27 protein-coding genes, 1 tRNA gene and 3 pseudogenes are annotated in these 24,005 nt (G+C 34.5%); 21 read left to right on the forward strand and 10 right to left on the reverse strand.

What is annotated here, in order from left to right; translation table 11 throughout:
• The first annotated feature begins 6 nt into the window (after positions 1–6).
• Entirely contained in the window at positions 7–492 is a 486-nt protein-coding gene (locus J5U23_RS05725) for a hypothetical protein (protein ID WP_218267244.1), read from the forward strand.
• Complete coding sequence (locus tag J5U23_RS05730; RefSeq protein ID WP_218259861.1) at positions 489–671, forward strand: hypothetical protein; 183 nt, start codon at positions 489–491, stop codon at positions 669–671. The genes J5U23_RS05725 and J5U23_RS05730 overlap by 4 nt, the downstream gene beginning before the upstream one ends.
• A gap of 508 nt (positions 672–1,179) precedes the next feature.
• On the opposite strand, the pseudogene J5U23_RS05735 reads toward J5U23_RS05730, so the two are convergent.
• Positions 1,180–1,647, reverse strand: a pseudogene (locus J5U23_RS05735) (IS630 family transposase); the annotation flags it as partial.
• A gap of 284 nt (positions 1,648–1,931) precedes the next feature.
• Here J5U23_RS05735 and J5U23_RS05740 point away from each other — a divergent pair.
• From J5U23_RS05740 to J5U23_RS05750, 3 genes are all read left to right on the forward strand, one after another.
• The gene (locus tag J5U23_RS05740) at positions 1,932–2,153 is read left to right on the forward strand and encodes a ribbon-helix-helix domain-containing protein (protein WP_218267245.1); all 222 of its coding nucleotides are present in this window, start codon (positions 1,932–1,934) and stop codon (positions 2,151–2,153) included.
• Positions 2,154–2,323: 170 nt separating this feature from the next.
• Complete coding sequence (locus J5U23_RS05745; RefSeq protein ID WP_218267246.1) at positions 2,324–3,052, forward strand: ParA family protein; 729 nt, start codon at positions 2,324–2,326, stop codon at positions 3,050–3,052.
• A 260-nt stretch (positions 3,053–3,312) separates the two neighbouring features.
• Complete coding sequence (locus J5U23_RS05750; RefSeq protein ID WP_218267247.1) at positions 3,313–4,080, forward strand: ParA family protein; 768 nt, start codon at positions 3,313–3,315, stop codon at positions 4,078–4,080.
• On the opposite strand, the gene J5U23_RS05755 is transcribed toward J5U23_RS05750, so the two are convergent.
• Entirely contained in the window at positions 4,075–5,070 is a 996-nt protein-coding gene (locus tag J5U23_RS05755) for an alcohol dehydrogenase catalytic domain-containing protein (RefSeq protein ID WP_218267248.1), read from the reverse strand. The two genes, J5U23_RS05750 and J5U23_RS05755, sit on opposite strands and share 6 nt — an antisense overlap.
• Before the next feature lie 50 nt (positions 5,071–5,120).
• A complete protein-coding gene (locus J5U23_RS05760; RefSeq protein ID WP_218267249.1) occupies positions 5,121–5,486 on the reverse strand; it encodes a hypothetical protein in 366 nt (121 codons plus the stop codon).
• 81 nt (positions 5,487–5,567) lie between these two features.
• Here J5U23_RS05760 and J5U23_RS05765 point away from each other — a divergent pair, with 81 nt between their 5' ends.
• From J5U23_RS05765 to J5U23_RS05775, 3 genes and pseudogenes are all read left to right on the forward strand, one after another.
• Positions 5,568–6,179: a nucleotide-binding protein gene (locus J5U23_RS05765; protein ID WP_218267250.1), complete on the forward strand. Its 612-nt coding sequence runs from the start codon at positions 5,568–5,570 to the stop codon at positions 6,177–6,179.
• 391 nt (positions 6,180–6,570) lie between these two features.
• Positions 6,571–6,723, forward strand: coding sequence for a hypothetical protein (locus J5U23_RS05770; RefSeq protein ID WP_218267572.1), 153 nt, complete (start codon positions 6,571–6,573; stop codon positions 6,721–6,723).
• A gap of 9 nt (positions 6,724–6,732) precedes the next feature.
• Positions 6,733–7,096, forward strand: a pseudogene (locus J5U23_RS05775) (hypothetical protein); the annotation flags it as partial.
• A 99-nt stretch (positions 7,097–7,195) separates the two neighbouring features.
• Here J5U23_RS05775 and J5U23_RS05780 read toward each other — a convergent pair.
• Positions 7,196–7,280: transfer RNA gene (locus J5U23_RS05780), tRNA-Leu, on the reverse strand.
• A 507-nt stretch (positions 7,281–7,787) separates the two neighbouring features.
• Here J5U23_RS05780 and J5U23_RS05785 point away from each other — a divergent pair.
• Together J5U23_RS05785 and prf1 are read left to right on the forward strand one after the other, a co-directional pair.
• On the forward strand, positions 7,788–8,777 hold the full coding sequence (locus tag J5U23_RS05785) for a transporter (protein WP_218261393.1): 990 nt from the start codon (positions 7,788–7,790) through the stop codon (positions 8,775–8,777).
• Positions 8,778–8,868: 91 nt separating this feature from the next.
• Positions 8,869–9,942, forward strand: a pseudogene (gene prf1, locus J5U23_RS05790) (peptide chain release factor aRF-1); the annotation flags it as partial.
• Here prf1 and J5U23_RS05795 read toward each other — a convergent pair.
• Positions 9,943–10,575: a phosphoribosyltransferase gene (locus J5U23_RS05795; protein ID WP_218267252.1), complete on the reverse strand. Its 633-nt coding sequence runs from the start codon at positions 10,573–10,575 to the stop codon at positions 9,943–9,945.
• An 83-nt stretch (positions 10,576–10,658) separates the two neighbouring features.
• Here J5U23_RS05795 and J5U23_RS05800 point away from each other — a divergent pair, with 83 nt between their 5' ends.
• Genes J5U23_RS05800 through J5U23_RS05815 form a run of 4 tightly spaced genes read left to right on the forward strand, consistent with a single transcriptional unit; the run spans position 10,659 to position 14,004 of the window.
• Positions 10,659–11,471 carry an S-methyl-5'-thioadenosine phosphorylase gene (locus tag J5U23_RS05800; protein WP_218267253.1) on the forward strand — a complete coding sequence of 271 codons (813 nt, stop codon included), beginning with the start codon at positions 10,659–10,661 and terminating at the stop codon, positions 11,469–11,471.
• Complete coding sequence (locus J5U23_RS05805; protein ID WP_218267254.1) at positions 11,432–12,220, forward strand: hypothetical protein; 789 nt, start codon at positions 11,432–11,434, stop codon at positions 12,218–12,220. The genes J5U23_RS05800 and J5U23_RS05805 overlap by 40 nt, the downstream gene beginning before the upstream one ends.
• Before the next feature lie 15 nt (positions 12,221–12,235).
• Positions 12,236–13,081, forward strand: a complete 846-nt coding sequence (gene gdS-2, locus J5U23_RS05810) for a hexaprenyl pyrophosphate synthase (protein WP_218259873.1) — start codon at positions 12,236–12,238, stop codon at positions 13,079–13,081.
• A 50-nt stretch (positions 13,082–13,131) separates the two neighbouring features.
• Positions 13,132–14,004: an ATP-grasp domain-containing protein gene (locus tag J5U23_RS05815; protein ID WP_280638410.1), complete on the forward strand. Its 873-nt coding sequence runs from the start codon at positions 13,132–13,134 to the stop codon at positions 14,002–14,004.
• 47 nt (positions 14,005–14,051) lie between these two features.
• On the opposite strand, the gene J5U23_RS05820 is transcribed toward J5U23_RS05815, so the two are convergent.
• The 3 genes from J5U23_RS05820 to J5U23_RS05830 are packed head-to-tail and all read right to left on the reverse strand — an operon-like array spanning position 14,052 to position 16,028.
• Positions 14,052–14,513: an Lrp/AsnC family transcriptional regulator gene (locus tag J5U23_RS05820; RefSeq protein ID WP_012710322.1), complete on the reverse strand. Its 462-nt coding sequence runs from the start codon at positions 14,511–14,513 to the stop codon at positions 14,052–14,054.
• Positions 14,510–15,508: an NAD(P)/FAD-dependent oxidoreductase gene (locus tag J5U23_RS05825; protein WP_218261397.1), complete on the reverse strand. Its 999-nt coding sequence runs from the start codon at positions 15,506–15,508 to the stop codon at positions 14,510–14,512. Before J5U23_RS05825 ends, J5U23_RS05820 begins: the two co-directional genes overlap by 4 nt.
• 7 nt (positions 15,509–15,515) lie before the next feature.
• Entirely contained in the window at positions 15,516–16,028 is a 513-nt protein-coding gene (locus J5U23_RS05830) for a hypothetical protein (protein ID WP_218267255.1), read from the reverse strand.
• A 57-nt stretch (positions 16,029–16,085) separates the two neighbouring features.
• Here J5U23_RS05830 and J5U23_RS05835 point away from each other — a divergent pair, with 57 nt between their 5' ends.
• Both J5U23_RS05835 and J5U23_RS05840 read left to right on the forward strand, forming a co-directional pair.
• Positions 16,086–16,916 carry an isoaspartyl peptidase/L-asparaginase gene (locus J5U23_RS05835; RefSeq protein WP_218259876.1) on the forward strand — a complete coding sequence of 277 codons (831 nt, stop codon included), beginning with the start codon at positions 16,086–16,088 and terminating at the stop codon, positions 16,914–16,916.
• Positions 16,917–17,456 (forward strand): metallophosphoesterase family protein, encoded by a 540-nt coding sequence (locus tag J5U23_RS05840; protein WP_218259877.1) that lies wholly within the window; start codon positions 16,917–16,919, stop codon positions 17,454–17,456.
• Here J5U23_RS05840 and J5U23_RS05845 read toward each other — a convergent pair.
• A complete protein-coding gene (locus J5U23_RS05845) occupies positions 17,453–17,689 on the reverse strand; it encodes a hypothetical protein (protein WP_012710327.1) in 237 nt (78 codons plus the stop codon). The two genes, J5U23_RS05840 and J5U23_RS05845, sit on opposite strands and share 4 nt — an antisense overlap.
• Positions 17,690–17,782: 93 nt before the next feature.
• Between J5U23_RS05845 and J5U23_RS05850 the strand changes: the two genes are divergently transcribed.
• Together J5U23_RS05850 and J5U23_RS05855 are read left to right on the forward strand one after the other, a co-directional pair.
• A complete protein-coding gene (locus J5U23_RS05850; protein WP_218267256.1) occupies positions 17,783–18,166 on the forward strand; it encodes a DUF5751 family protein in 384 nt (127 codons plus the stop codon).
• Between the two features lie 39 nt (positions 18,167–18,205).
• Complete coding sequence (locus J5U23_RS05855; protein WP_218267257.1) at positions 18,206–19,567, forward strand: digeranylgeranylglycerophospholipid reductase; 1,362 nt, start codon at positions 18,206–18,208, stop codon at positions 19,565–19,567.
• Here J5U23_RS05855 and J5U23_RS05860 read toward each other — a convergent pair.
• On the reverse strand, positions 19,538–21,154 hold the full coding sequence (locus J5U23_RS05860; protein WP_218267258.1) for a DUF2070 family protein: 1,617 nt from the start codon (positions 21,152–21,154) through the stop codon (positions 19,538–19,540). The genes J5U23_RS05855 and J5U23_RS05860 overlap by 30 nt on opposite strands.
• A gap of 30 nt (positions 21,155–21,184) precedes the next feature.
• Here J5U23_RS05860 and J5U23_RS05865 point away from each other — a divergent pair, with 30 nt between their 5' ends.
• The 3 genes from J5U23_RS05865 to J5U23_RS05875 are packed head-to-tail and all read left to right on the forward strand — an operon-like array spanning position 21,185 to position 24,004.
• Positions 21,185–21,475: a hypothetical protein gene (locus J5U23_RS05865; protein WP_218267259.1), complete on the forward strand. Its 291-nt coding sequence runs from the start codon at positions 21,185–21,187 to the stop codon at positions 21,473–21,475.
• A complete protein-coding gene (locus tag J5U23_RS05870) occupies positions 21,462–22,256 on the forward strand; it encodes an HAD-IIA family hydrolase (RefSeq protein ID WP_218267260.1) in 795 nt (264 codons plus the stop codon). Before J5U23_RS05865 ends, J5U23_RS05870 begins: the two co-directional genes overlap by 14 nt.
• A 47-nt stretch (positions 22,257–22,303) precedes the next feature.
• A complete protein-coding gene (locus J5U23_RS05875; protein WP_218267261.1) occupies positions 22,304–24,004 on the forward strand; it encodes a succinate dehydrogenase flavoprotein subunit in 1,701 nt (566 codons plus the stop codon).
• The last annotated feature ends 1 nt before the right edge of the window (position 24,005 follow it).

Genomic DNA, 24,005 nt, shown 5'->3' on the forward strand with positions numbered 1-24,005 from the left:
TTATATATGGAGTTAGCTAATGTTAGTCTTCTATATTTAATAACTGGAAATTATACTCATTATCTTATGCTGATTACTATACTTAATGTGAGCAAAAATTTTGCTATTATAAACATGACTGAGATAAGTCATAACATTACATTATCATATGTCGTAGCCTATCCAATTTTCCTTCTTTATGTACCAAATGTAACACAACAAAGTACAGTCACTCAGTTTGAGGGAATAAATACCACTATTATAAATATACGCAATTTTACAATTTATGTTGACGTATACAATGGCATAGTGATACATTACATAGGAGATGGAATTAATGCAACTTTAATTGGAGCGACAATTCCCCTAGGCCCAGGGGTGTATAAATTAATCCCTTCCTATATACTAAGTCACCAAAGAAATAATAATGTAGAAGAGTACGAGACAATTCTTCTTACGATTGTGCTAGTAGTTTCGTTCTACATCATATTTGAGAGGGTGAATAAAAAATGAAAATATATAATCTCGGAAGGGCTTTAGTTTTGACTGGTATAGTAGAGTTAATACTGGCTTCTCTTTTTTATTCTGATAAGAGAGTTATTTTGTCAGTATTATTGGGGGATTATTCGTATTTTTGCCTACTTATTGGCGTTATAGTTATAGCCGTACATGGAGCAATAACTAAGAATTAATGTTTTGAATTATGAAAATTATTTTAATCTCGGTCTCCTCCAAATCTTTTATCTATCATAATTCTAAGATCTGTTAAAATTACGAGAAGTATATAGTCTTTTTCTTAATAGACGCGAAGGGAAAATAATATTTCCCATTACAAAATATAGAAGAACATTCGAATAAGTCTGAATAGTTAATGAATTAAACTTGATAGAACTTGAAAACAAATAATAAAGGAGAAATGATAAAAACTTTTTCATACTAGCTTCTTCCTTCAGTTTCTCGAGCACGTCGTGAAACTTATTAACCCAATAACTTGTGTAATCATTTATCGAAACCAAATAATAGAACTCCTCCTACATTGAATCAAGAGTGTATTCAAGATTATATAGTCTTTTTCATAATACTTGCAAAGGAGTAAAAGGGTTATTAACTTAGTGGCTGATGTTGGGAATGAATGAGTTAAGGGGTTTAACTGGCTATATTTTGTATTGACAAAAGCTATATTCTCTTCGCACTTACTAAGAAATGGACTATATCAAGGATCAACACGATAGGACCGGAATTCCTAAGCAAGAGAAGAAATTCGACAAAAACTCTAGAATTAACATTGGAATAGGTGGAAATGAAACAAGGAACACCGTTAAACAAGGGAATACAAGCTAGAATATTAAGCTTTTTAATAGGATAATCCACGGGAACATCGTACAACCCCAACCTCCTAGAAGGATCGTGATGAATACCCGACTTGTCCGTGAAAAGCACCTTAATACCCTTCTTAATGACGCCCTTTAGTCTATCCTTCAAATCGGCGTTAAAGCGTCGCTTCTTGTTGAATATGGTTTTATGTAGGATTTTCAATCTTTTTCTCGCTATTCTACAAGCTGTTACGTAACTTAATTTCACGCGAAACTTCTCCTCTATGTAAGACTTTGCTTCACATATGGATTTGCCTTGAAGTTCTTGCGGGCTTATTTCCTTTTCGTTGACCTCCTACGGTTGCAAAACTTAGGTTTGTTAGAGACGGAGCATATAGAACCTATTATGAAAAAACTATGTTAGAGAAAATTTGATATGAGTTTACTATTCAATATCGAATAGGATGACTGCATGAGACACCCTCCAAATTACGATTATAATTAATGAGAGTTAATACATGTTTCAAGTTATAGATTAGCTATATTTAATTATTATTTAATATATCCTTAGGGTCGTATGTTATAAGTAATCATAAAGATTTATAACCTATAACTAGTAATATCTATAGGCGATAATTTGTGGAAAAGATAGTAAAAGTTAATGAGACCACTTATATACTAGAAGATGAACGATCGGTTGTTATAACATTCAAGCTCGAAGAAAATATTTTGAGTATGGTTGATGAAATAGTGAAGAACTTAGGTTATGAGCATAGGAGTGATTTCATTAGAGACGCTATAGAGAAATATATAAACTATCTTAAGTCAATTAGTAATAACAGTGAGAAGAATTATCAATGAACAAAATTAAGTTTAAGTAAACGCAAATTAATTTGCTAAGTTAATTGTAGGGATATAGTTGCATAAAGGAAATTAAAAAGATTTATATGGCTAAGATGTAATTCTGAAAATGTAAGAATCATACATAAAATTTTTATTTAGCATTGGAGAAGAGTTATGTGGTTTAGATTATGGAAGCCATCTATGTGCTCGGAGTAAAAGGAGGTATAGGTAAAACAACCTTTTCCCTTTATTTTGCTAAACGCTTGTCTTTAATGGGTAAAAAAGTTATGTATATTGATCATGATTATTTTTCCTTTGGATCTTTAATATTAGGACATAATGATCTTGGACTTCTGGAGGAGATCGAACGCAATTTGCCAATATTTTCAAGAAGTTTAAAAAACATTGATAATCTTTATATCTTAAAACTTTTTTCAGATCCTTTAAACGTGAATAAGAATTATTCTTTATTAAGCAATAAGATACCTCAAGTTTTAAATAGTATTCTTAAGAGAGAATTGGATTATATTATTTTAGATTCTTCAGTAGGTATACTTCCAGATAATGATATTGTAATAGCATTACTAGAAGAGTTAGAGACAGAGAAAAAAGAAGTGTTCTTAAGTGATATGTTGTCCATAAATTCTACTATAAAATACGCTAAATTATGGGAGAATAATATAAAATACAAGGTATTAGCTATAAATATGGTTCCACCAATACCAGAAAGCCTATCTGAAGCTACAAAAATTGCAAATGAAGTCTATAATAATTATAACGAGTTATTTAATGCTGTTATAGTTGTTGAATTTGACGAGAAGATGTATAACTATAATCCAATAATCGCTGAGTACGAAAACGAGAAACTGAACAGTATATTATCATGTATAGTTTATCGATGTAATACTCTCAAATAAACATGATATTGCCGAGTTATATGTAGTAAAGAAGATAATTATTGCGTTTACAGTGAGTATTAAAAAAGGATTGGGTAAAATGGAGCTAAAAGAAAGAAATTTAACTGTTATTTAAACCTTTAAGTCAAATTACGTTTTAAGAGCGTAATAATTAAAGCTAATTATCGACATCCAAGAAAGCTTACACTAAAAATTTATAGAAAAACCAATACTATTTTTCTAATATAGATTTATAAGGTTGTTGATGATAATAGAAATTAATGATTAGGATAAATGTGGTTGGCTTTAAAGGTGGTTCTGGGAAATCTACCGTATCGTATTATTTAGCCAGACAGCTAAGTGAGTATTACAATGTAGTACTCGTAGATAAGACATATTCTGGAACTATAAGCCGGATATATAATATTAATAATAACATTTTTTCCTTTCTGAAAGGAAGGAACGAGTTATTTTATGTTAGTAAGAATAACTTTTCAGTTATAAACATGTCTTTTTCAAGCGAGAATGATCTTAATAATTTTGATTTTAGCACATTCAAATACTTATATGGTAAATTAATAAAAAATAGTGATATAGTCATTGTAGATCATTCATCTATTCCTCATGACTTCGCAACCGAGATAGAGTTAAAGGCATTTATGGAAAATTTTAGAAACTTTGCATATAATACAGTATTAGTTCTTAGTGGAGATGAGATTCCGATAAAAAGATATTTAAACTATACAGCTCTGCTGAATGATTTTGTAAAGAATTACGCTGAGAAAATCTTAGGTATTTCTTTACCAAGGGATGTTAAATTTCTAAAAATTATAGCAGTGATTATAAATAAAATCCTCAAAGGTCAAGAAAGTAAGTTAGAGGAATTTATAAGAGGAGACGAGATTCTGCAGAGATCTGCTAGATTTGTTGTTCCCTATTATCTTTCTCTAACACAAAGACATTTCAAAGATATTGATCCTCCTAAAGAGATAACTGATATCGTCAGATATATATTAGATTTGTTGAGAGAGCCCACCTCGATTTTATGATACTTGCAACATTACTCTCCCGTCTCTATTTTCACTCATAATTTCTTTTACCGCCTCTACACCTTCATCTAGTCTATAAGTTTTATGAACCTTTACCTTGCAATCCTTACACAGATTTATTAATTCCATTAGTTCCTTCCTAGATCCACCTGTGGTTCCAATTACTTTTATATGCTTTCCGTATAGGGAGCTTAGATTTACCTTCACTTCACTTCCAGTTAAAGTCCCGAAGAATGCCAATTGACCACCTAAACCTAGAACTTGTAAGCTTTTTTCCCACACAGAAGATCCTAAGGAGTTTATTACTACATCAGCCATTTTTCCATTGGTTATTTCTTTAACCTTTTGTACTACATTATCATATCCTATTATATAATCTGCACCAAAGTCCTTTAGCCAGTTCTTTCTTGAAACCGCTATCACTGTTGCTCCGAACTTTTTAGCCAGTTGAACTGCAAAGATACCAGTATTTCCACTTGCACCAAAGATCACTACAGTATCATTAGGAGAGACTTCCAATTCTTTTAATGAGTGGTACGAAGTTAGAGCAGCTACAGGTAAACTTGCTGCGAGATCCCAACTCATACTTTCTGGAATTTTAAAAACATTCTTATCTGGAACCGAAAAGTATTCTGACCAGCCACCGTTAGTTATAACACTCATTATCCCACCGCTTCTACATAACATTTCTCTTCCAGATAGGCACAAATCACAAGTGCCATCAAATACTCTGTTGTATACTACTACCTTATCTCCTTTAGCTAGTCCTTTTACATGATCCCCTACTTTTTCAACTACTCCAGCAACTTCCGCACCGGGGATATGGGGCATTGGGGTAACAGGAATAGCGTTAATTACGAAGTAATCTATAGGGTTTAAACCAGATTTAACTACTCTTATCAAAACGTCATGTGGACCTAATTGTGGTTCTTGAACTTCTTTTACCTTGAGATTTTCTAAACCACTCTTGTCGAAAACTAGGGCTTTCATAAAAAACTAGTCTTCTCCGCAATATAAATCGGTTTCTTAACTTTGGGTAACTATTGTCTTATCCCTATCTTGGCCTTATTCTTAAAGCTAATATATTCGTACGCAAGGCTTACGAAAGCTTCATCAGCCTCTTCACCCCTCTTCTTTATTGTGATATACCTTAAGGTCTCCAGTTCTACTGATGTTAAGTTAGTTATGTATAAAAATATATTCGTGGGCTTATGTAATAAAATGGCTTCAGCTCCTTTAAGTACAAATAGGTGTAATTTTTCTCCATCCTCTTCTTCAACAACTTGTAGATTAATTGGAAAATTAGTTACCTTTTTCAACCATAGGTTTTCTAGCATTCTTACCTCTTCATTGTCATATACCTTTTCAATATTTTTAACAAATTTCTCTATCACACTCATGATCATTATACAATAGGTTTTATATGGTTTTAAGTTTGAAGCGGAAAAATTATTAAATTTAGATGTATAGTATAGCATAGAGAATTATTGACAACAAATATCGTCAGACTTTTGAGTATTAAAGGTGGTGTTGGTAAAAGCTCTATAGCTTATGCATTAGCGAGGACTATCTCTACTTCTGGGTATAGGGTATTGTTTTTGGATATGGATAACCTTCATACTGTTTCAAGAATATTGGGTGTTAAGGATTGTGAGTTAACATATGTAAGAGATTTTTTCGTATTTGCATGCGATGATCTCAGTAAGATTTCGTTTGACAACTACGAATATGTGATAATTGATACCTATTCTGGGATACCTAGAGGAACGCTATCAGATATTAAGGGGGATCGTATTTACAATATTTTCATTTCGGACTTTTCTTCGATTGATAATACGTTAAATTACATAAAGGAATGGAATGATAAGGAAGGGACTAATTTTTTAGTTGTAAATATGGTCATAAGGGAAGATAACGAGCATGACGTTTTAGTAAGGAAGTTTTTAGATTCCTTGCCTCCCAAAAGTAACGTGAAGATAAGTAAAGTATTTCTGTTCTTCTTTGATGAAAATTATTTTGGATCCTATAAAGTTGATCTAAATCATTTAGAACTCTTAGCTAGTTATGTATTAGGCGGAATAAGCGAACTTGAGCCTTAGAAAACTAGATTTTAAGTTTCTCTCAAAGATATGTCACAAAAAGAATAATCTAGAAAGCGTAAAAACTTAGAAGTACGAAGAACAAATGGGTTAACAATTTTTCAAATAAAGTAGACGAATTTGAACTCATAACTAAAAGTACTTAAGATTTACAAGATTATAGCTCTCGTTATAATAAAGATTATAGTTATAGAGTTCGGGTTTGTTCTTGTTGCTGGTTTTGATTTGAATAGTGATAGGTTGAATGTTGTAGTCTTGGATAAGTTAGGTGGAGTTGTTACTACTAGCACTTATTGGTATTCTGGGCTGAATCCTTTTTTTATGTTGATAGAAATCTTTTTATATTCGTTAATTTTAAATTTCTATGATGGAGATGAGCCCTCACACCGATGTGGGCTATGCCCAAAAAGATGAGGGTGAAAATTGCGGAGATGTGAGCCCCGTGCCGTTGGGCTCAAAGGAGTCCCATGACCCGCAGTGGTTGAGGGCTAAGTCCCTACACTTAATCATGATTGAAGATAAAATGATTGAAATGAAGGTGTAGGGACAAACGGTAACTAGGCCGGGTTATCCTAAGGGGAAGGGCGTTAAGGTTTAATGCCTTGTCACAAGCTTTAAAGTTTCTTGTCGGGGTTGACTACGTGGTTTTTGAGGATTTATTCCTTGTTAAGGGGAAGAGGTTTACGAGGAGTAGGAAGGGTAATAGGAAGGTTTCGCGTTTTGCTAAGAGGCAAATGCTTGTCCACGGTGTTATTAAGGGGTTGAAACTGGGTTTTAATGTCATCCTAGTTAGTCCTAGGGGTACTATGAGTTCTAAGGAGCATGAGGTGGTTATGAGGTTGAGGGGTTTTGATAGGCATATGGGATCAGCTTATTTAATAGCTTTAAGAGGATTGGAAGTGATTAAAAATAACTAAAAGTCACGTAAATGCGTTATAGACAAAATAATTGAAACTAAATTCTAGAGGAATGATAATACCATAGTATATGATAAAAATATAATAGAAATAATTTTATGCGGGGGACGGGATTTGAACCCGCGCAGGCCTTCGCCAGCGGAGCCTCAGTCCGCCCCCTTTGCCCTGACTCGGGCACCCCCGCACACCAATACTTTATATTAACTAGGTATAAAGTTTTACCATAGAATAAAACAGAACGACTTTATGAAAGAGATAGAGGTTCCGAACTTTTAAAATTATAATTCAAGTACAGGACGGAGTTGAGAAGCTCTCCTTTTGGGGCAATAATTGCTTAGGTTAGTATGAAGAGATACTCTATGGATCTTGTTTCATTTGGAAACTAAATAAATATGAAGAGATTTGTTCTACATAGCTATATGGCATAAGAGAAGTTCCATAAATTAAGACTATAAACAAATTGTCATTATTGCTCATGATATTAGTATGGATTAGATTGCGAAGGGAATGATATGGATACAATACTATTCGAACTATAGTGGCTAATTATCTGTTGACTACCGCTAAAATTCAGAATCCACGGGACGCGGATACTCACATTAGAGAAAGTTAGTGTGGTTAAGAGGTTAAAAGTTTTAGCATGGTCCCTCGCTTAGTTGTTCTTTAAACGTAAGTTGAAGGTGTAAGGTCTTTGCTAGGCAGTAAAGTGAAATCCTTTACGTTACCGATCATTTCATATGCTGTTCCTACATTTGTGTTAGTTTATCCATCATTCTTTGTAAGCTGGCTCAGTAATTCTATGCATTTAGCGTATTGGGAGGTGTTCGCAATAATTGCTTTACCATTTCTAGGTAGGATAATTGGCTCTTTCATGTATCAGTTGTTCAGAGGTAGTGTAGTTTCTTATTGTTTTCCATTGCTTGGCTTTTTAGTTGTTCTTCAAAACTTTTTAGGGGCTTTAATTTTTGTGAGATTTCTAGTAGGGGTAATATTTGGTCTGTTAACGAGCTATGCGGTTGAGAGTGCTGTAAGAAGTGGTAGAAATGTGTTAGTAGGTTTTACCACTGCAGGTTGGTCTATAGGTTGGGTAATTAGCTATCTTGTGTATTCCTTACTTAAAAATTGGAATGTAATTACTATAAGTGGAATTTTAATAATGTTTTTAGCGTTGTTTGAATTAAACAAGGAAAAGTTTAGAGAGAGAAGTGGGAGTTCTGTATCTTTTCCTAGGCTTACCTCAATACTGATTTATATATCAGCGTTAACACCAGCTTTCATTTTGCAAGTTATGCCGAGCTTTTTGGAGGCGATAAAGCTTACCTGGTTGATTCTTCCATCCTATTTGTTATCAATTCCAACTTACGTGCTTTTACCTATGATTAGCGGAAAAGTGGGAATTAGAAAGGTTTTGGTTATTAGTTCCATTATTGTAATCCTTAGTAGCATTATTACCTTTATTCTATTGCCCACGATGGTAATTGTTTTTACTAGTGTAGGTCTTGGTATTTTAGGGATAACGCCGAAGTATCTCGCAATTAGAGGTGAAGATCCAAAGAGGATGGGTTTGGCTTTGAATATTGGTTCAGTGATGGGTCTCATAGTACCAGTACTGTATGCGCTAATGCCATTTTCATCAGAGTTTTTATTATCAATTTTAATGGTTTTGATGTTATTGATATGAAGCAAGATCGGCAGATTTTTAAGGGATTGCATGTTAAAGTGATAATGATTAGGGATGAGTCTTTGACGAATATGCTTTAAATAAGCAAGAATTAAAGGCACTAATTAAGGAATTGAAGAAATGGAAGGCACCAGCTACTGTTCTTCTGTCTTTGTATATACCACCCGGTAGACCAATTCCCGATGTGGTTAATCTACTTAGGCAAGAGTACTCCATAGCTCAGAATATAAAGCTCAAGAGGACTAGAGATGCCGTACTTTCCGCGATAGGTGCGGCAATAGATAGGCTGAACAAGATACCGAAGATAGATGGTAATGGTTTGGTATTGTTTTGCGGTGAAAATTTCGATACTGAGGATTTCAAATGTTTTATGTTTTCTCCTCCTGATAAAGTTCCATTATTCTTCTATAGAACTGACAAGGAGTTTCATGTGGAATTTTTGGAGGATATGGTGGAGGATACTGTAGTATATGGTCTTATAATTGTGGAGAGGGATGAGGCCACTATAGGTTTACTTAAGGGAACTAGAATAGAAATTTTAGAGGAAATTGAAGGTTTTGTACCAGGGAAGCACATGATGGGAGGACAGTCTCAGAGGAGAATTGACAGAATAATAGACGAGATGTATCATAATTTCTTAAAAGAGGTTGGTGAGAAAGTCAATGCGTATTTTATGCCTTTTATTCAGACTGGCAAGATGAAAGGTATACTATTAGGTGGTCCAGGATATGCTAAAGAGGATTTCTATAAGGAAGATTATGTTGACTATAGGATAAAGAATCTAATTTTACAACCTTTAATTGACGTTTCTGATCAAGGTGAGGTTGGATTAAGGGAAATGATAATGAGGGCTGAGGATTTATTAAAGAATCAACAATATGTTGAGGTGGAGAAATTACTAGAGGAATTAAAATATCATTTGGCTAAGGATGATGGATTAATAATATATGGAAAGGAGCAAATTAAAAAAGCTATGGAAATGGGAGCAGTAGAGGCTATAGTAATTCATGAGGACTCTAGTGATAAAGAGTTAGAGAAATTAGCTCAAGATGCGGAAAATTATGGCGTTAAGGTTTTTGTGGTTGGTGATGAAGTACCAGAGGCTGAATGGGTTAAAAAAACGTTTAATGGTGTAGTGGGTAAGTTAAGGTATAGGCTATATTAATTAGATTATTTTTCTTCTTTTCATTTCCATTAGTATTTTATCTAATGAGATCGGTGGGTCTTTTATTCCATAATTTTCAACAAAATTCTTTTTAAGCTCATTTAAGTCTATATCCTTTATTTTCCTTTCTACCAGAATTTTGTTCACTAAGTTAATTTCGTCCTCCCAGTAATTCCAAGGATACATAAACCAAGCCCAGTTTACAATCTCTTCTGCGTAGTAATCTGGCATTATTTTCGCAGCTGGTTTTATATATTGTAAAGTCGCTGTTTTAACTTCTTTTGGTCCAAAATTTTCCATTACATATTTCCGTGCTAATTCTATACTATCTCCAGTATCTGTTATATCATCTACTATAATTACGTTCTTATCTGATAGGTCAACCTTAAATGGATATTTCACCTTAGCCTCTGGAGTATGAGATGCTGTCACTATCCAATGCTCTATCTTTATTGATAATATATCAAAAACACCCAAGACGTCAGCCACTAATCTAGCTGGAACTAAACCTCCTCTTGCTATCGCAATTATCACATCCACATCATACTTATCATCTTTAATTTTCTCGGCCAATTTAGTAGAAAGACTTACTATTTCATCCCATGTGACCACTTTCACTGGTATTTTGGGCAAAATTAACTCCCTAAAAAATCTCTGTTAAAACTTTATCAATTTTTTGGTTTATACTTTATAAGGTACGTTAATGTATTTCACTTATGATTGAGCAAAATGAAAAAGCCTCGATAGGAATTATTGGTGGTTCTGGGTTATATGATCCGGGTATTTTTTCGGAGAGTAAGGAAGTAAAAATATATACACCATATGGAGAACCTAGCGATTTAATAACGATAGGTAAAATCGGAAATAAGACTGTAGCGTTCTTGCCTAGACACGGAAGGAGACATAGAATTCCTCCTCACAAAATAAACTATAGGGCTAATATTTGGGCATTAAAAGAACTTGGAGTTAGATGGGTGATTTCAGTTTCTGCAGTAGGTAGCTTAAGAATGGACTATAAACCCGGTGATTTTGTTATACCAGATCAATTTATAGATATGACAAAGAAAAGAGATTACACCTTCTTCGATGGCCCCGTAGTAGTTCACGTCTCAATGGCTGATCCATTTTGTAATAGCTTAAGGAAATTGGCATTAGAGATCGCTAAGGAACTAAATATTAGGACGCATGAAAGTGGTACCTACATATGTATTGAAGGTCCTAGGTTTTCTACAAGGGCTGAGAGTAGGACGTGGAGAGAAGTTTACAAGGCTGATATAATCGGTATGACGTTAGTACCAGAGGTTAATCTAGCTTGTGAAGCACAAATGTGTTATGCTACTATTGCCATGGTGACTGACTACGATGTTTTCGCTGAGATTCCAGTTACAGCAGAGGAGGTCACTAGAGTTATGGCAGAGAATACGGAAAAGGCTAAGAAACTTTTATATGCGTTAATTCAAAGGTTACCAGAAAAACCAGAAGAGGGGTCGTGTTCCTGTTGCAACAGTCTGAAGACAGCACTAGTATAAGGAAATTGGTGAAGTTTTTAAATATTAATTTTCCGCAAATAGATTTAATAGTATATGGTCGTGGTCTTGAACTCCCTGCATTTACTCTTGCAAGAGCTCTTTCTTCCTTGAAGAATAAAATAATCAACACATTAAATATTTACGATTTTCTGTTTATTTACAATCCTTATGTTGAAGTTTCAAACGTTGTAGCGTTTACTGGGGATGAAAATGATTTGCGGGAACTTTTGGATGGTATAGAGAGTTTAAGAGTAAGAGGAAGCATCTACCATTGTGGTGTTACAGATATTAAACCTAGATATAATTTTATTTCAATTAATAGTTTAGATAAAACTTTCTGTGAGATTAATCTATCCCTATCCATTTTGAGAGTATTAAGTAATAATAAAAGTACAGTAAGAGAAAAAAGAATTTTAGATCAATTAAACGACCTTTCGGATTTAGATGATTACGTGAAGAATTATGCCAAAGCTTTCAACCCAGATTTGCCTATTCTCTTATCTCCGGTGATGCTTCCAGCTAAGTCTTTCTTAGAGAGTCTTGGGATAAATGTTTCAAGTTATTTTGATACTAAAATATTAGATGGTGCACAGATAGTTTATACTGGTGTCGATATGTATATTATTAGAAGGATGATTTTTTCCTTAAAATCAAAGGGGAAAAAGGTTACTGATGTTCTTATAGATGTAGACCCACTATTAGCACCCATATATTTAAGTATGATTATGTTTTACTTAAAAAAGAAATAAAGGAGGTTCTGCTGATTGAGCATCATAGAGTTTTGGCTAGAAGCTAAGACTACTATAGACAAATTAATCGAACAATTTCTAAATTCAAATAGGGATTGGGATCTAGTTGATATAAGTAGCTATATTCTTAAAGATGGTAAGCGCTTTAGGGGAACTTTAAACATGTTCTTTACTGTTGCTTTAGGTGGAGATATTAAGGACTCTTACGGTGGTGCTTTGGCTATTGAAATTTTACATTCTGCTTCTTTAGCTTTGGACGATATAGTTGACCTTGACGCGACTAGGAGAGGTGATAAAGCTGCGTGGGTTGTATATGGAAATAGGAAAGTAATATTTATAACCAACTATCTTATTCCCACTGCTCTCAGGATAATTCAGACTTCTTATGGTGACGATGCGTTAAATACGAGCATTGAGTTGTGGAAAGACACTTCAGTTGGCGCTTTAAGGGATATGTATGATAATAGTGATTACATACGAACAATTGAGTTAAAAACTGGTAGTTTATTTAAGCTTTCCACAGTGTTATCTGCATATGCTTCTAAGCACTATAATACGAAACAACAGATGTTGGATGTTGGCAAGTATTTAGGAATAATCTATCAAGTAATAGACGACTTTGTTGACTATAAAACTAAGAAATTAGAGGAGATAGATGGTAGTGCCAAGCAATTATTCAAGTATTACCGAGAGGGAAAGTTGGAAGAGTATGTTAGGTCAGTATATTTAGAATATAAGCAAAAATATGATGAGCTAATAAGTAACATTCCCTTCCAATCTAAATATATTAGTGAAATACGATCCCTTCCAGAGTTCTTAGCTAATGGTCTTCTAAAGGAGGCTAACATAGATAAGATTTAAGAAATTTAAATTCAAGGTCTTTTTGGTGAATTATTATTAGACTTGCAGTAATCCATGAATCTGAGAAAGTAACAAAGGCTTCTAAGCAACTTTTATTGGAGATAAAAAACAGGAATCATAGTGCCTATTATATTAGAATTTCTAAATTGAATGCAGAAATAACAGAAAAGGGTATAGAATTCACATATAGTGGAAAGAAAGTTGACATAGATGGTGGGCTAATAAGGAATTTAGGCTTCATCTCTACCACTGAACAGTTCATAAAAAGATTCGACGTATTGAGGGAGCTAGAAAGAAGTGGAGTAGTATTAATGAATAGGCCAGATTCTATGTTGTTGGCCAGGGATAAATTTGCAAGTTTAATGCGAATGAGAAGAGCGGGTATTCCAGTACCAAACACTGCCTTAGTCGAAGATCCCTTTGAAGTTATGCGATTAGTAGAAAGGTGGGGTGAAGTTGTAATAAAACCTGTAGTGGGAAGTCTTGGTTTAGGATCTGTTAAAGTTTCAGATCCGGATATAGCATTTAGAGTAGCAAAGGCCATTTTATCAGTAAACCAACCAGTTTACGTTCAAAAATATGTGAAGAAACCAGATAGGGATATTAGAGTAATTGTAATTGGTGATAGAGTTTTAGGGAGTATATATAGGATATCAAAAAGCGGATGGAAGACTAATATAGCTCAAGGTGCTACAGCACAAGTTTTAATTCCTGATGCTGAATTGGAGGAGATAAGTTTAAAGAGTGTTAGAGTGCTTGGTCTGGATTATGCTGGGATAGATATTATAGAAGACGTAGAGAACGGTGGTTACAAGATAATTGAAGTCAATGCAGCGCCTTTATGGGATGGATTTGAGGCAGCTACAAATATTAATCCAGCTAAATATATTGCCGCGCATTTAATAGAAAAGATTAGGAGATGAGGAATAGAAAACCGTCTGAGATGTGATGAGGAGCTCTCGCTCCTGATTCAAAGATCAAGCTCTTTCTTATCCTTTATTGATCTAAGTACAAGCATCGTATAAGTTGATGTAACTCCATCCATATTTCCTATCTTATCTAATACTTTTGCCAAATCTTCTCTAGTTGGTACTCTCACTTTCAACACTGCATAGTATTCTCCAGTTACATCATAAATTTCATAAATCTCTTTCATTTCCACTAATTGTTTTAGTATGTTATCATATTTCTTGGGATCCGCTTTTATTAATATAAAAGCTACAACGCTGAGTCCAATCTTATCGAAATCTATTTCAGTATAAAAACCCCTAATTACACCATTTTCTTTTAACCTCTTTATTCTAACATATATTGTAGCCTCACTCAAATTGAGCATCTTAGCTAGTCTAGAGAAAGGTATTCGTGAATCTTGTTGTAGTATATTAAGTATCTTTTTATCAATATCGTCAAGATAATAAAATGAGGAATTCAAATAAGGGACCTCCCAAAGATCTTTATCAAATCAACTCTATTAAAGTCGCCTATTGCAAATTTTAAAATTAGTTGGGGATCATTATTAAGCAACGCCTTCGAAAGTCTTACCGTGCTTGGATCTCTCTCTTTCGTCATTTTTATAATTTTTGCATGCCAGTTTAATGACCAATATAACTTACTCTTTTTAAATTCCTTTTTGAAATCTTTTCCAGTTAATATGGAGTCCGCTAAAATTTTTGAAGAAATAATTGACGGTCTTATTCCCTCTCCAGTTATTGCATATACTGTACCCAACGCCTCACCCGTATAATTACCGTCTAATCTGTCTTCTATCACTCCGTAATCTGTAACCCTAGCTCCATGAAATATTTTAATTCTCCCCTTAAGGATTTGTTTTAATCTTTCCTTTAGCTCTGGAACCTCAGCATATCCTCCAATTCCAATTTTTGATCCTTCCCTATCTGGAAATACCCAAGCATAACCCAAAAAGCCAGAGTAAAAATAGAATTCCACTACTTCCTTATCTATTTCGTAGTCGGTAATGTACTGAATTGCGGGAATTGACATAGACTTACTTACACTATAATGCCCTGTTGCAAATACCACCTTATCATGATCTAGTGGTTTATCATTTACGTAGTATTTATCATCCTTTTTTATAACTTTTGAATTAAATTCTACGTTTACTTCTTCTGAAAGCCTTTTTAAGAAGAGAGGTTTATCAATAATGTATCCTAATTTGTTATCTGTCCTTATATCAAAAACAAGTTTATTATCAAGATATATTCTAAAACTCCTTATCTCACTAATTATAGTTTCATTTGGTATTGGTATTATATTTTCTATCCCAGTTATTAAGCCCCATGCGCATGGTTTAAGTCCAGGTTCTTCCATACTCTCATAAACTGTTGCCTCAACTTTTCTATTCCCTTTTAAAAAATAAGCTAGGGATAATCCTGCGGGACCAGCGCCTACTATTGCTATTCTCGTCATATATTGTTCACTTTTTTCTGAAGTAAAATAAAGCTATAATAGCTAGTATTAAAAATCCAGTATATAAGGGTAAGAGCGCGTAAAAGTTTGTTATAAACGCTCTGCCTATTATTGCTCCAATAATTAAAACTAATATAAATGCAAAGAATCCATTTCCTACATATAATATATCTCTCTTTATTATATTAGGTAATACCGATTTCAACACTAGAAACAAGTTATATATGAATGGAATAGATAAGGTTAACGTAACTATGGCGAATTTGTACTCATCTTGATATGCCATAACAAAGAAAACTCCCGCTACGTCTGCAAATGTTGACAACGCAGTAAAGTAAAGAGTACTAATTGCAGTTTTTATACCATTTATCCAAGGTTTTTCAGAAATTAAAACGTACACTGCAATAATAAAGTCTATTAGGGCTCCTACCAAAAATGCTATAAAAGAGTCTACTAATCCTGGAACTATTGGTAAAACTATCATCAATATGGAAAGGGGTAACGTATAACTGGCTTTCATCTTATTCTTAAAGACTACTAATTAGAAAATAAAAATATCTATTCCCAATAGAAGAGTGTGAGATATAATTTACCAGTACTCGTGATACACGGCGGAGCAGGAAGTTGGCAAATAGCTGATCAAGATAAGGCGAAACTGACAATAAGCGAAGCGTTAGAGAGAGGATATTATGAGTTTAGGAAAGGTTCTGCGCTTGAAGCCGTAGTAGAGGCCATATACTATATGGAGGAGTCTGGAGTTTTCGATGCGGGAAAAGGTAGTGTGAGAAACTCAGCTGGATATATTGAAATGGACGCTGGAATAATGATAGGTAATACACTTCAAGCGGGGGGTATTATGGGATTGAGAGAAGGTAGCGCGATAAAAAAGGCTTTGGAAATCTTACTTCAAAATAGGCATGTATTAATGATAGGTAGTGGCGATAATACTTCTAATAATAATAAGAATGCAATTTCCGAAAGTAAGGTTTCCGGAGATACTGTAGGTGCAGTAGCCCTAGACCAACATGGTAATCTAGTTGCCGGAACTAGCACTGGTGGGATAAAGGGAAAATTACCGGGTAGAGTTGGGGATTCTCCTATTCCGGGCGCAGGCTATTACGCAACGCCGAATGTAGCTGTTTCTAGTACCGGAATTGGTGAGATAATTTTAAGGATGTTACCAGCTAAAGAAGTTGATATTTTAGTCTCATTAGGTTTCACTATTGATGATGCACTAAGAGCTGTGATAAACAAAATAACTAAAATTTTTGGAAAAGATAATATAGGAATGATAGGATTAGATAAATATGGAAATGCCTCGGCTTACTATAATACAAAAGGGATGGCTAGAGGTGTTATTTCCTCAGATGGAGTTAAGAAAGTGTATGTCTTCGAAGGTGAAATCTAAATGAAGATATTAGTAATGAGCAATATTAGATTCCCCGAACCTCATGTTGAAAGTACGTTATCAAGTATTATAAAGAAGGAGGAGCCAGAAGTTATAGTATTAAATGGTGATACTACCCAATGCTATTGGGACTATGAATGTCCTAGAGTCATTGATGTGCTCTACGTTATTAGGAGTATAGCTCCCTGGGCTCAGATAATATACGTTCAAGGAGATATGGATCCTCATGCAATAAAATGTATAACTGCAGAACCCAGATATAGGGAAGAAATAATTGGTACAACTATGTATATTGCGGAAGCAGCCTCTGTCAAATATCACATTATTCATGGACACCAGGGAGAAATAGATCAGTTAAGGAAGAGTATTGGGGCTGGACCATGGGATTGGTTAGTAATAGGCCAATATAAGAGGTTAGAAATCGATAAACTAGCAAGAGTATTATATAGTGGTGGTATAACTAGGGAATTTCCGCCAGAAGCAAGAGGTTATGTAGTTATCACTGATTCAAGTTTTTACATTAGGAATCTCAGAACTTAACCACATGTTGGGAAATACATTCTTCTCGCAAGTTCTAGTATTTTCACATCATATACTTCTTCTATAGGATTTAAATCAGATCCCTCTTCCCAAATTTTGTAGTTGTTTGCAAATATACTATTCTTCTCTCCACTATAAAACAATATTTCTTTTATAAATGGTATTTTTCTAAGAGAGTTAACTATTTTTCTTATATTATTATCCATTATCCTATACTTGACTACTACAATCACATATTATAATTGTCCCTCTATTCTCTTAAGATAATTGATAATAATAGATGGTATTTTCATAAACCATTTAAATCTGAGTCTTACTAATAGCTTATGCAACTTGAAAATAAGCCAATTGTAGTGATCTCTTCAACCAACGCTGAGGAAATACCGAATTTCATTAGGGCGATGTTTAAGGATTGCAGATTAAATGGGAGCAAGAAATTAATAATAAATTTCATTTCATCAATTTCTTATCCAGAGTTTATACAAAATGCCAGGGAGGCCCTTTTAGATAATATAGATTTAGGTGCGTATATTTACATTTGGAAACCCGAAGAGGTTGACCAAATGATGAAAAAGATCTTGGAAAATCGTCAAGATATGAAAGGTATAATAATATATTGTGATGATAATAATAAACATATGATTGAAAAAATACTTCCTAAGGTTCCTAATTCGATAAAGGCAAATATTATAAAGGATTATTGTAAATAATTTTTTATTCTAACGAGGGAAGTAGATAGTGGTGCTAAATTGAAAAGAGCCGAATATGATGTTTTAATTATTGGTTTAGGTATAGCTGGTGCATCACTTGCTTGGAAATTATCTCAATCTAACCTTAAGGTCTTAGCCATAGATAGTAAACCATGGAATAGATTTGGCGATAAACCTTGTGGAGATGCAATAAGCAAGGAACATTTCGATAACCTGGGGATGCCTTATCCTCAAGGCAAAGAGTTAGAGGAAAAGGTAGAAGGTATAAAGCTGTATAGCCCTGACATGAAAACCGTTTGGACTGTAAAAGGAGAAGGTTTTGAAATTGATTCTCCCAGTTATGTACAGAGGTTGACCAAAGAGGCTAGAGATAGGGGAGTTGAAATTTTAGATCTAACGACTGCAATGAAACCGATAATAGTTGGCAATAAAGTGGAAGGAGCGGTCTTGTTTAACAGAAGGACTAATGAAACTATAGAGGCTAAAGCTAAAATTACCGTCGATGCTACTGGATATTCAACCAGTTTTAGAAGTAAGCTTCCATTTGAATTCCCGGTGACTGAGTCATTAGATGACAAAGACGCTGATGTTGCATATAGAGAAGTGTTAAATACTAAGGATGAAATTGATGAATATCCGTATTTAAGAATATTCATAACACAGAAGGCTTCTCCGGGAGGTTATTGGTGGTACTTTCCGAAAGGACCAAATAAGGTCAATGTTGGTTTAGGTATACAGGGAGGAATGGGTTATCCCAGTATTCATGAATTCTACAATAAATACGTCGACTATTACGCTCCAGACATAGATAAGAATAGGCTATTAGTTAAAGGTGGAGCGTTAGTACCTACTAGAAGACCCCTTGCAACTATCGTATGGGATGGTATAGCAGTAATAGGTGACTCAGCATTTACAGTGAATCCAGTACATGGAGGAGGTAAAGGTTCTGCAATGATTTCAGCTTACTGTGTTGGTAAAGCTATACTTAATGCATTTGAGAATAACGATTTCTCTGCAAAAGGATTATGGGATGCTAATGAGTGTTATATAGAGAGATATGGCGCTAAGCAGGCTAGCCTTGACTTGTTTAGGAGATTTCTACAGAGGTTAAGTGATGATGAGATAAATTATGGAATGAATAGGAAAGTGATAAGAGAGGAGGACCTATTGGAGGCAAGTACAAGTGGTGATCTTCAGCTTTCCACAGCCGAAAAGGCAATGAGAGTTATTATGGCTCTTGGAAAACCGTCACTACTATTTAAGCTAAAGACCGTTGCTGAGTATATGAAAAAGGTTAAGGATGTTTACAAGCACTTCCCAGAAGAACCTAAAGATTTGATGAAATGGAAACATAGTGTAGACTCAATAATTTTAGAATTTAATAAGGCTTTGGAAAAGTAGTATAATTACCAGTAGGACATATGGTGCTATTAGGGGAATCCAAAACGTTTTTGAAGTATAATTCCCCACGTCCTCTAGCGCCTTTAGCATAATAGAAATTATTTTTCCGAGGATCTTTACACCTTTTATCTTAACCACTTTATACTGTATGCTATTTATCTCCTTCATATTCTCTGTGGATTTTTTAATTAGTTCAGATGCCCTATTCACAAGATCTTCACAAAAAGTGGCTGGAGAGTACGTAATCCCTAGGCTTATCCCAGTGCAAGAGTGATCATCTGGTGTGACTAAAATTACCTTATCAACGATTTGCCTTACTGCATTGGATATAGCGTTATTAAGTTCTTTAGTTGAGTTATTAGCGTAAATGTAAACTATGGATACTCTCTTTACCCCATCATCAAATGTGAAGACTCGTATACGGCTATCACATAATCCCTCACATGTTTTAGCTAATTTTCCTTCTGCATATCCTACCAAAAGTTTCCTTGTAATTTTAATCCCTCTTTGATCCATGATGAATTCCTTTAAACTATTTATTTCGTGATTATTGTATTCTTTTACTAGAAAAGAGTTATGGCAATCTATAAGGTAGTTATTTGATGATAGCATATACTTCCATAGGGAAGATGGTAAATCATCTATTCCAAACTCAGGTCTCTCCATAAATGATACTCTGAATTTATCGAATTCTAATGATGTAATGTCAAAAGTAGAGCGTTTTTCGATTGAAATACCGTAAAAAGTTGCTTTATTCCAATTACTAAGTTCTAGCGTACTTTTCGAGATTACTTCCATTACTTTATTTACTTCGGCTGATGAGGGTAAATCTAATTCATGACTACCCGGCCCATGAAATACCGTTACTATGCTATTTCTTAAGGTTTTTTCAATATCATAAACGAATCTAGAACTACCAACACTATCGAAAACTCCGAAATGTATTTGTGGTATCATGAAAAGAAAATCGTCCAATTTGTACATAAATACACTCAGATTAGTTTTTACAGATACTAAATTTAGAAAATTTTCTAGAGGTACCTTATTTTTTTCAGTTATCGCTGTTATGAAGGGAACAGCTACTTGCGTTGATTTGAAACCAAGTATTTTTACGCCCTTTCTATTAACTGTATATATGTAAAAATGGAATACTAAACCTACTATAATTATATAGATTAGAAAGATAATTGAGTATTTGATGTAAAATATTATAGGGACATATGATGTAATTCCAGATAGTACTATGGAAGGGATTTCCTTATAACTACTTAGGAGAATATACGCCATTAGCGGCATGAAAAATCCAAATGCGTAAAATGGAGCTATAGGTAGCAGAGAAAGAAGAAGGTAAGGTATCGCAGTTAGATTCATAAGAAATAAGGCTACTTTTATCTTATTCCTAAAAATTATCGTTAGAAGAATTGAGTAGAGTGCAAATGAAAACAGATAATCGAAAGTTAGTTGGAAACTCCTTAGCAGTATAAATAAGGATTCTGCTGAAAAGGTTGTTGCAAATATTTTTATATTTGGCAGAGTTTTAAGATAACCATAGTATTTCCTTGTCAAGTTTTCAGTATCCATGTCCATGATAAGTTGATGGGGTGAAATAAAATAGTTTTGCTAATCAATAAGGAAAAGTTAGGTGTGGATAAAATTATAAAAAATTCATTAGATCACTGTGACCTATATATCATACAAAAAAATGATAAAGTGTTTCTCCTATACCTATTTGAGAGAGAAAAATACTATTATTTCAAAATAATGCCGGAGATAATTGGGAAATGGGAAGATTGTGAAAACGTACTCTATACAGCATTTGGGCTTTTTGGCTTTGCGAATAAACAAGACGAATTGGAACAAAAAATTAGAGAGAAGATGGAGGCGTTAATCAAACATGTCAACACTTAATGACTATCAACTAATAATAAGTGATGTAGACGGGGTAATAGTAAGAGAAGGCGAACCAATATGGGAGAATATACAAGCGTTAAGGAATATACAAAATAATGGAGTTAAGATTATATTTGTAACTAACAATTCCGGTTTTAGTAGGATCTTATTATCTAGACAGCTTTCCTATTTAGGTCTTAAAGTTACTCCAGATATGGTAATTACAAGTGGTCTAGCTGCTGCGATTTATATGAAGGAGAAGCTTAATGTAAAGTCTGTATTCGCTGTAGGCGAAGAGGGTCTTATTGAAGAATTGAAAAATCACGGTTTCTTAGTATTCTCTAGTGCGGAATCAGAGAGAAGTTTACCAGATGCCGTAGTGATGGGACTGGATAGATTAAGTACATACGATAAACTATCTTTAGCCATGAGGTGTATAAGCAAGGGATCTAAATTCATAGTGACAAATATGGATAGACTTTGGCCAGCTAAGGATGGGTTAAAGTTGGGTGCTGGAGCGTTGGCTAGTTCTATAATTTACGCCTTGAGAAGGGATCCAGACTTTATAGCAGGGAAACCTAACACTTGGATAATAGAAATAGCCATGCGAATTTCAAGTGTTAAGAAGGTAGATAAAATTCTAGTTATAGGGGATCAGATAGAGACTGATATCCAAATGGGATACAATATAGGTGCTGATACAGCATTAGTCTTAACTGGTATATCAACTGTTGACGATGTTGATAGGAGTAGTGTTAAGCCGAAATACGTAGTAAATAGTTTATTAGACCTTTTGTGAAATTGTAGAAAGAATACTTAAAAACTATTATGCAAATATAAACTTGTATGGAAAAGATCGAATACGATGCAGTTGTAATTGGAGGAGGACTAGCTGGCTTAATGAGTGCACATGAGATAGCCTCTGCTGGTTTTAAAGTTGCTGTTATTTCAAAGGTGTTTCCCACGAGGTCACACTCTGCTGCTGCAGAAGGTGGAATAGCTGCCTATATCCCTGGGAATTCAGATCCAAATGATAACCCAGATTATATGACATATGATACAGTTAAAGGAGGAGATTATTTAGTAGATCAAGATGCGGCAGAGTTACTTTCTAACAAATCCGGAGAAATAGTAATGCTGCTGGAAAGATGGGGGGCTCTATTCAATAGGCAACCTGATGGCAGAGTTGCAGTTAGATATTTTGGAGGACAGACCTATCCGAGGACTAGATTTGTGGGAGATAAAACAGGTATGGCGCTTTTACATACACTTTTTGAAAGGACTTCCGGTCTAAATGTGGATTTTTACAACGAGTGGTTCTCCTTAGACTTAGTTACTGATGATAAAAAGGTAGTTGGTATAGTAGCAATGCAAATGAAGACGCTGACTCCATTCTTCTTTAAGACCAAGGCTGTCGTATTGGCAACTGGAGGAATGGGGATGTTGTACAGGCATACAACCAATAGTTACATTAACACTGGTGATGGCTTCGGAATTGCATTAAGAGCTGGAGCTGCGTTAAAAGATCCAGAATTTGTGCAATTTCATCCCACAGCATTATACCCATCAGACGTTCTGATTAGTGAAGCCGCTAGAGGAGAAGGTGGGATACTGAAAAATGTTAAAGGAGAAAGATTTATGACGAAATATGCTCCCAAAAAGCTAGACCTAGCTCCTAGGGATATAGTTTCAAGAGCAATCATCACCGAGATAAGGGAAGGAAGAGGGTTCCCTGGTGGATATGTTGGCTTAGATTTAACTCATTTAGGTGAAGAATATATTAAAGAAAGGTTAGCTTTAGCTGTCGAAGCTGCTAAAAGTTTTGCCGGTGTTGATGCATTTACTGAACCCATCCCAGTGAGGCCCGCTCAGCATTATTATATGGGAGGAATAGACGTGGATATAGATGGTAGGAACCCAGATATTGTGGGACTATTCTCTGCTGGCGAAGCAGCTTGTGTATCAGTACATGGTGCTAATAGATTAGGCTCTAATTCACTTCTGGATACTTTAGTATTTGGCCAAGTTACAGGGAGAACTGTTGTACAATTTCTTAAGTCTAATCCAGGTAACCCCACATCCAATTACGAGAAAGAGGCCGAGAAAGTTGTTGACGATGCTTACAAGTTCGTAAAGAGTGAGAGTGGTGTTCATTTTGGCCAAATATTAGAAAAGTTAAGAGATACAATGTGGGATTATGTGGGAATATATAGAGATGAAGGTGGACTGCTTAATGCGATGTGCGAGATAAATAAATTAAGAGGTATGATTAGCAATATGTATGTTATAGATAAGAGTAAAGTCTATAATACAGAATTCTTTAACGCTCTAGAATTAAGGAATATGTTAGATTTAGCAGTAGTTATAGCTAAATCAGCTTTGGAGAGGAAAGAATCAAGAGGAGCCCATTTTAGGACGGATTATCCTGATAGGGATGATAATAATTGGTTGAAGCACACTATTGCGTATCTAAGGGGTAATACAGTTGAGGTTACATTTAAACCAGTTAAGATAACCAGATGGAAACCAGAACCTAGGGTGTATTGAA

The organism is Saccharolobus shibatae B12, from assembly GCF_019175345.1.
GTDB lineage: Archaea > Thermoproteota > Thermoprotei_A > Sulfolobales > Sulfolobaceae > Saccharolobus > Saccharolobus shibatae.

Bases quoted from the DNA above. Each gene is read 5' to 3' on its own strand.
- J5U23_RS05725 (WP_218267244.1), top strand. From the start codon at position 7: ATGGAGTTAGCTAATGTTAGTCTTCTATATTTAATAACTGGAAATTAT.
- J5U23_RS05730 (WP_218259861.1), top strand. From the start codon at position 489: ATGAAAATATATAATCTCGGAAGGGCTTTAGTTTTGACTGGTATAGTA.
- J5U23_RS05745 (WP_218267246.1), top strand. From the start codon at position 2,324: ATGGAAGCCATCTATGTGCTCGGAGTAAAAGGAGGTATAGGTAAAACA.
- J5U23_RS05750 (WP_218267247.1), top strand. From the start codon at position 3,313: ATGATTAGGATAAATGTGGTTGGCTTTAAAGGTGGTTCTGGGAAATCT.
- J5U23_RS05755 (WP_218267248.1), bottom strand. From the start codon at position 5,070: ATGAAAGCCCTAGTTTTCGACAAGAGTGGTTTAGAAAATCTCAAGGTA.
- J5U23_RS05760 (WP_218267249.1), bottom strand. From the start codon at position 5,486: ATGATCATGAGTGTGATAGAGAAATTTGTTAAAAATATTGAAAAGGTA.
- J5U23_RS05800 (WP_218267253.1), top strand. From the start codon at position 10,659: ATGATTGAGCAAAATGAAAAAGCCTCGATAGGAATTATTGGTGGTTCT.
- J5U23_RS05825 (WP_218261397.1), bottom strand. From the start codon at position 15,508: ATGACGAGAATAGCAATAGTAGGCGCTGGTCCCGCAGGATTATCCCTA.
- J5U23_RS05830 (WP_218267255.1), bottom strand. From the start codon at position 16,028: ATGAAAGCCAGTTATACGTTACCCCTTTCCATATTGATGATAGTTTTA.
- J5U23_RS05840 (WP_218259877.1), top strand. From the start codon at position 16,917: ATGAAGATATTAGTAATGAGCAATATTAGATTCCCCGAACCTCATGTT.
- J5U23_RS05850 (WP_218267256.1), top strand. From the start codon at position 17,783: ATGCAACTTGAAAATAAGCCAATTGTAGTGATCTCTTCAACCAACGCT.
- J5U23_RS05860 (WP_218267258.1), bottom strand. From the start codon at position 21,154: ATGGACATGGATACTGAAAACTTGACAAGGAAATACTATGGTTATCTT.
- J5U23_RS05870 (WP_218267260.1), top strand. From the start codon at position 21,462: ATGTCAACACTTAATGACTATCAACTAATAATAAGTGATGTAGACGGG.
- J5U23_RS05875 (WP_218267261.1), top strand. From the start codon at position 22,304: ATGGAAAAGATCGAATACGATGCAGTTGTAATTGGAGGAGGACTAGCT.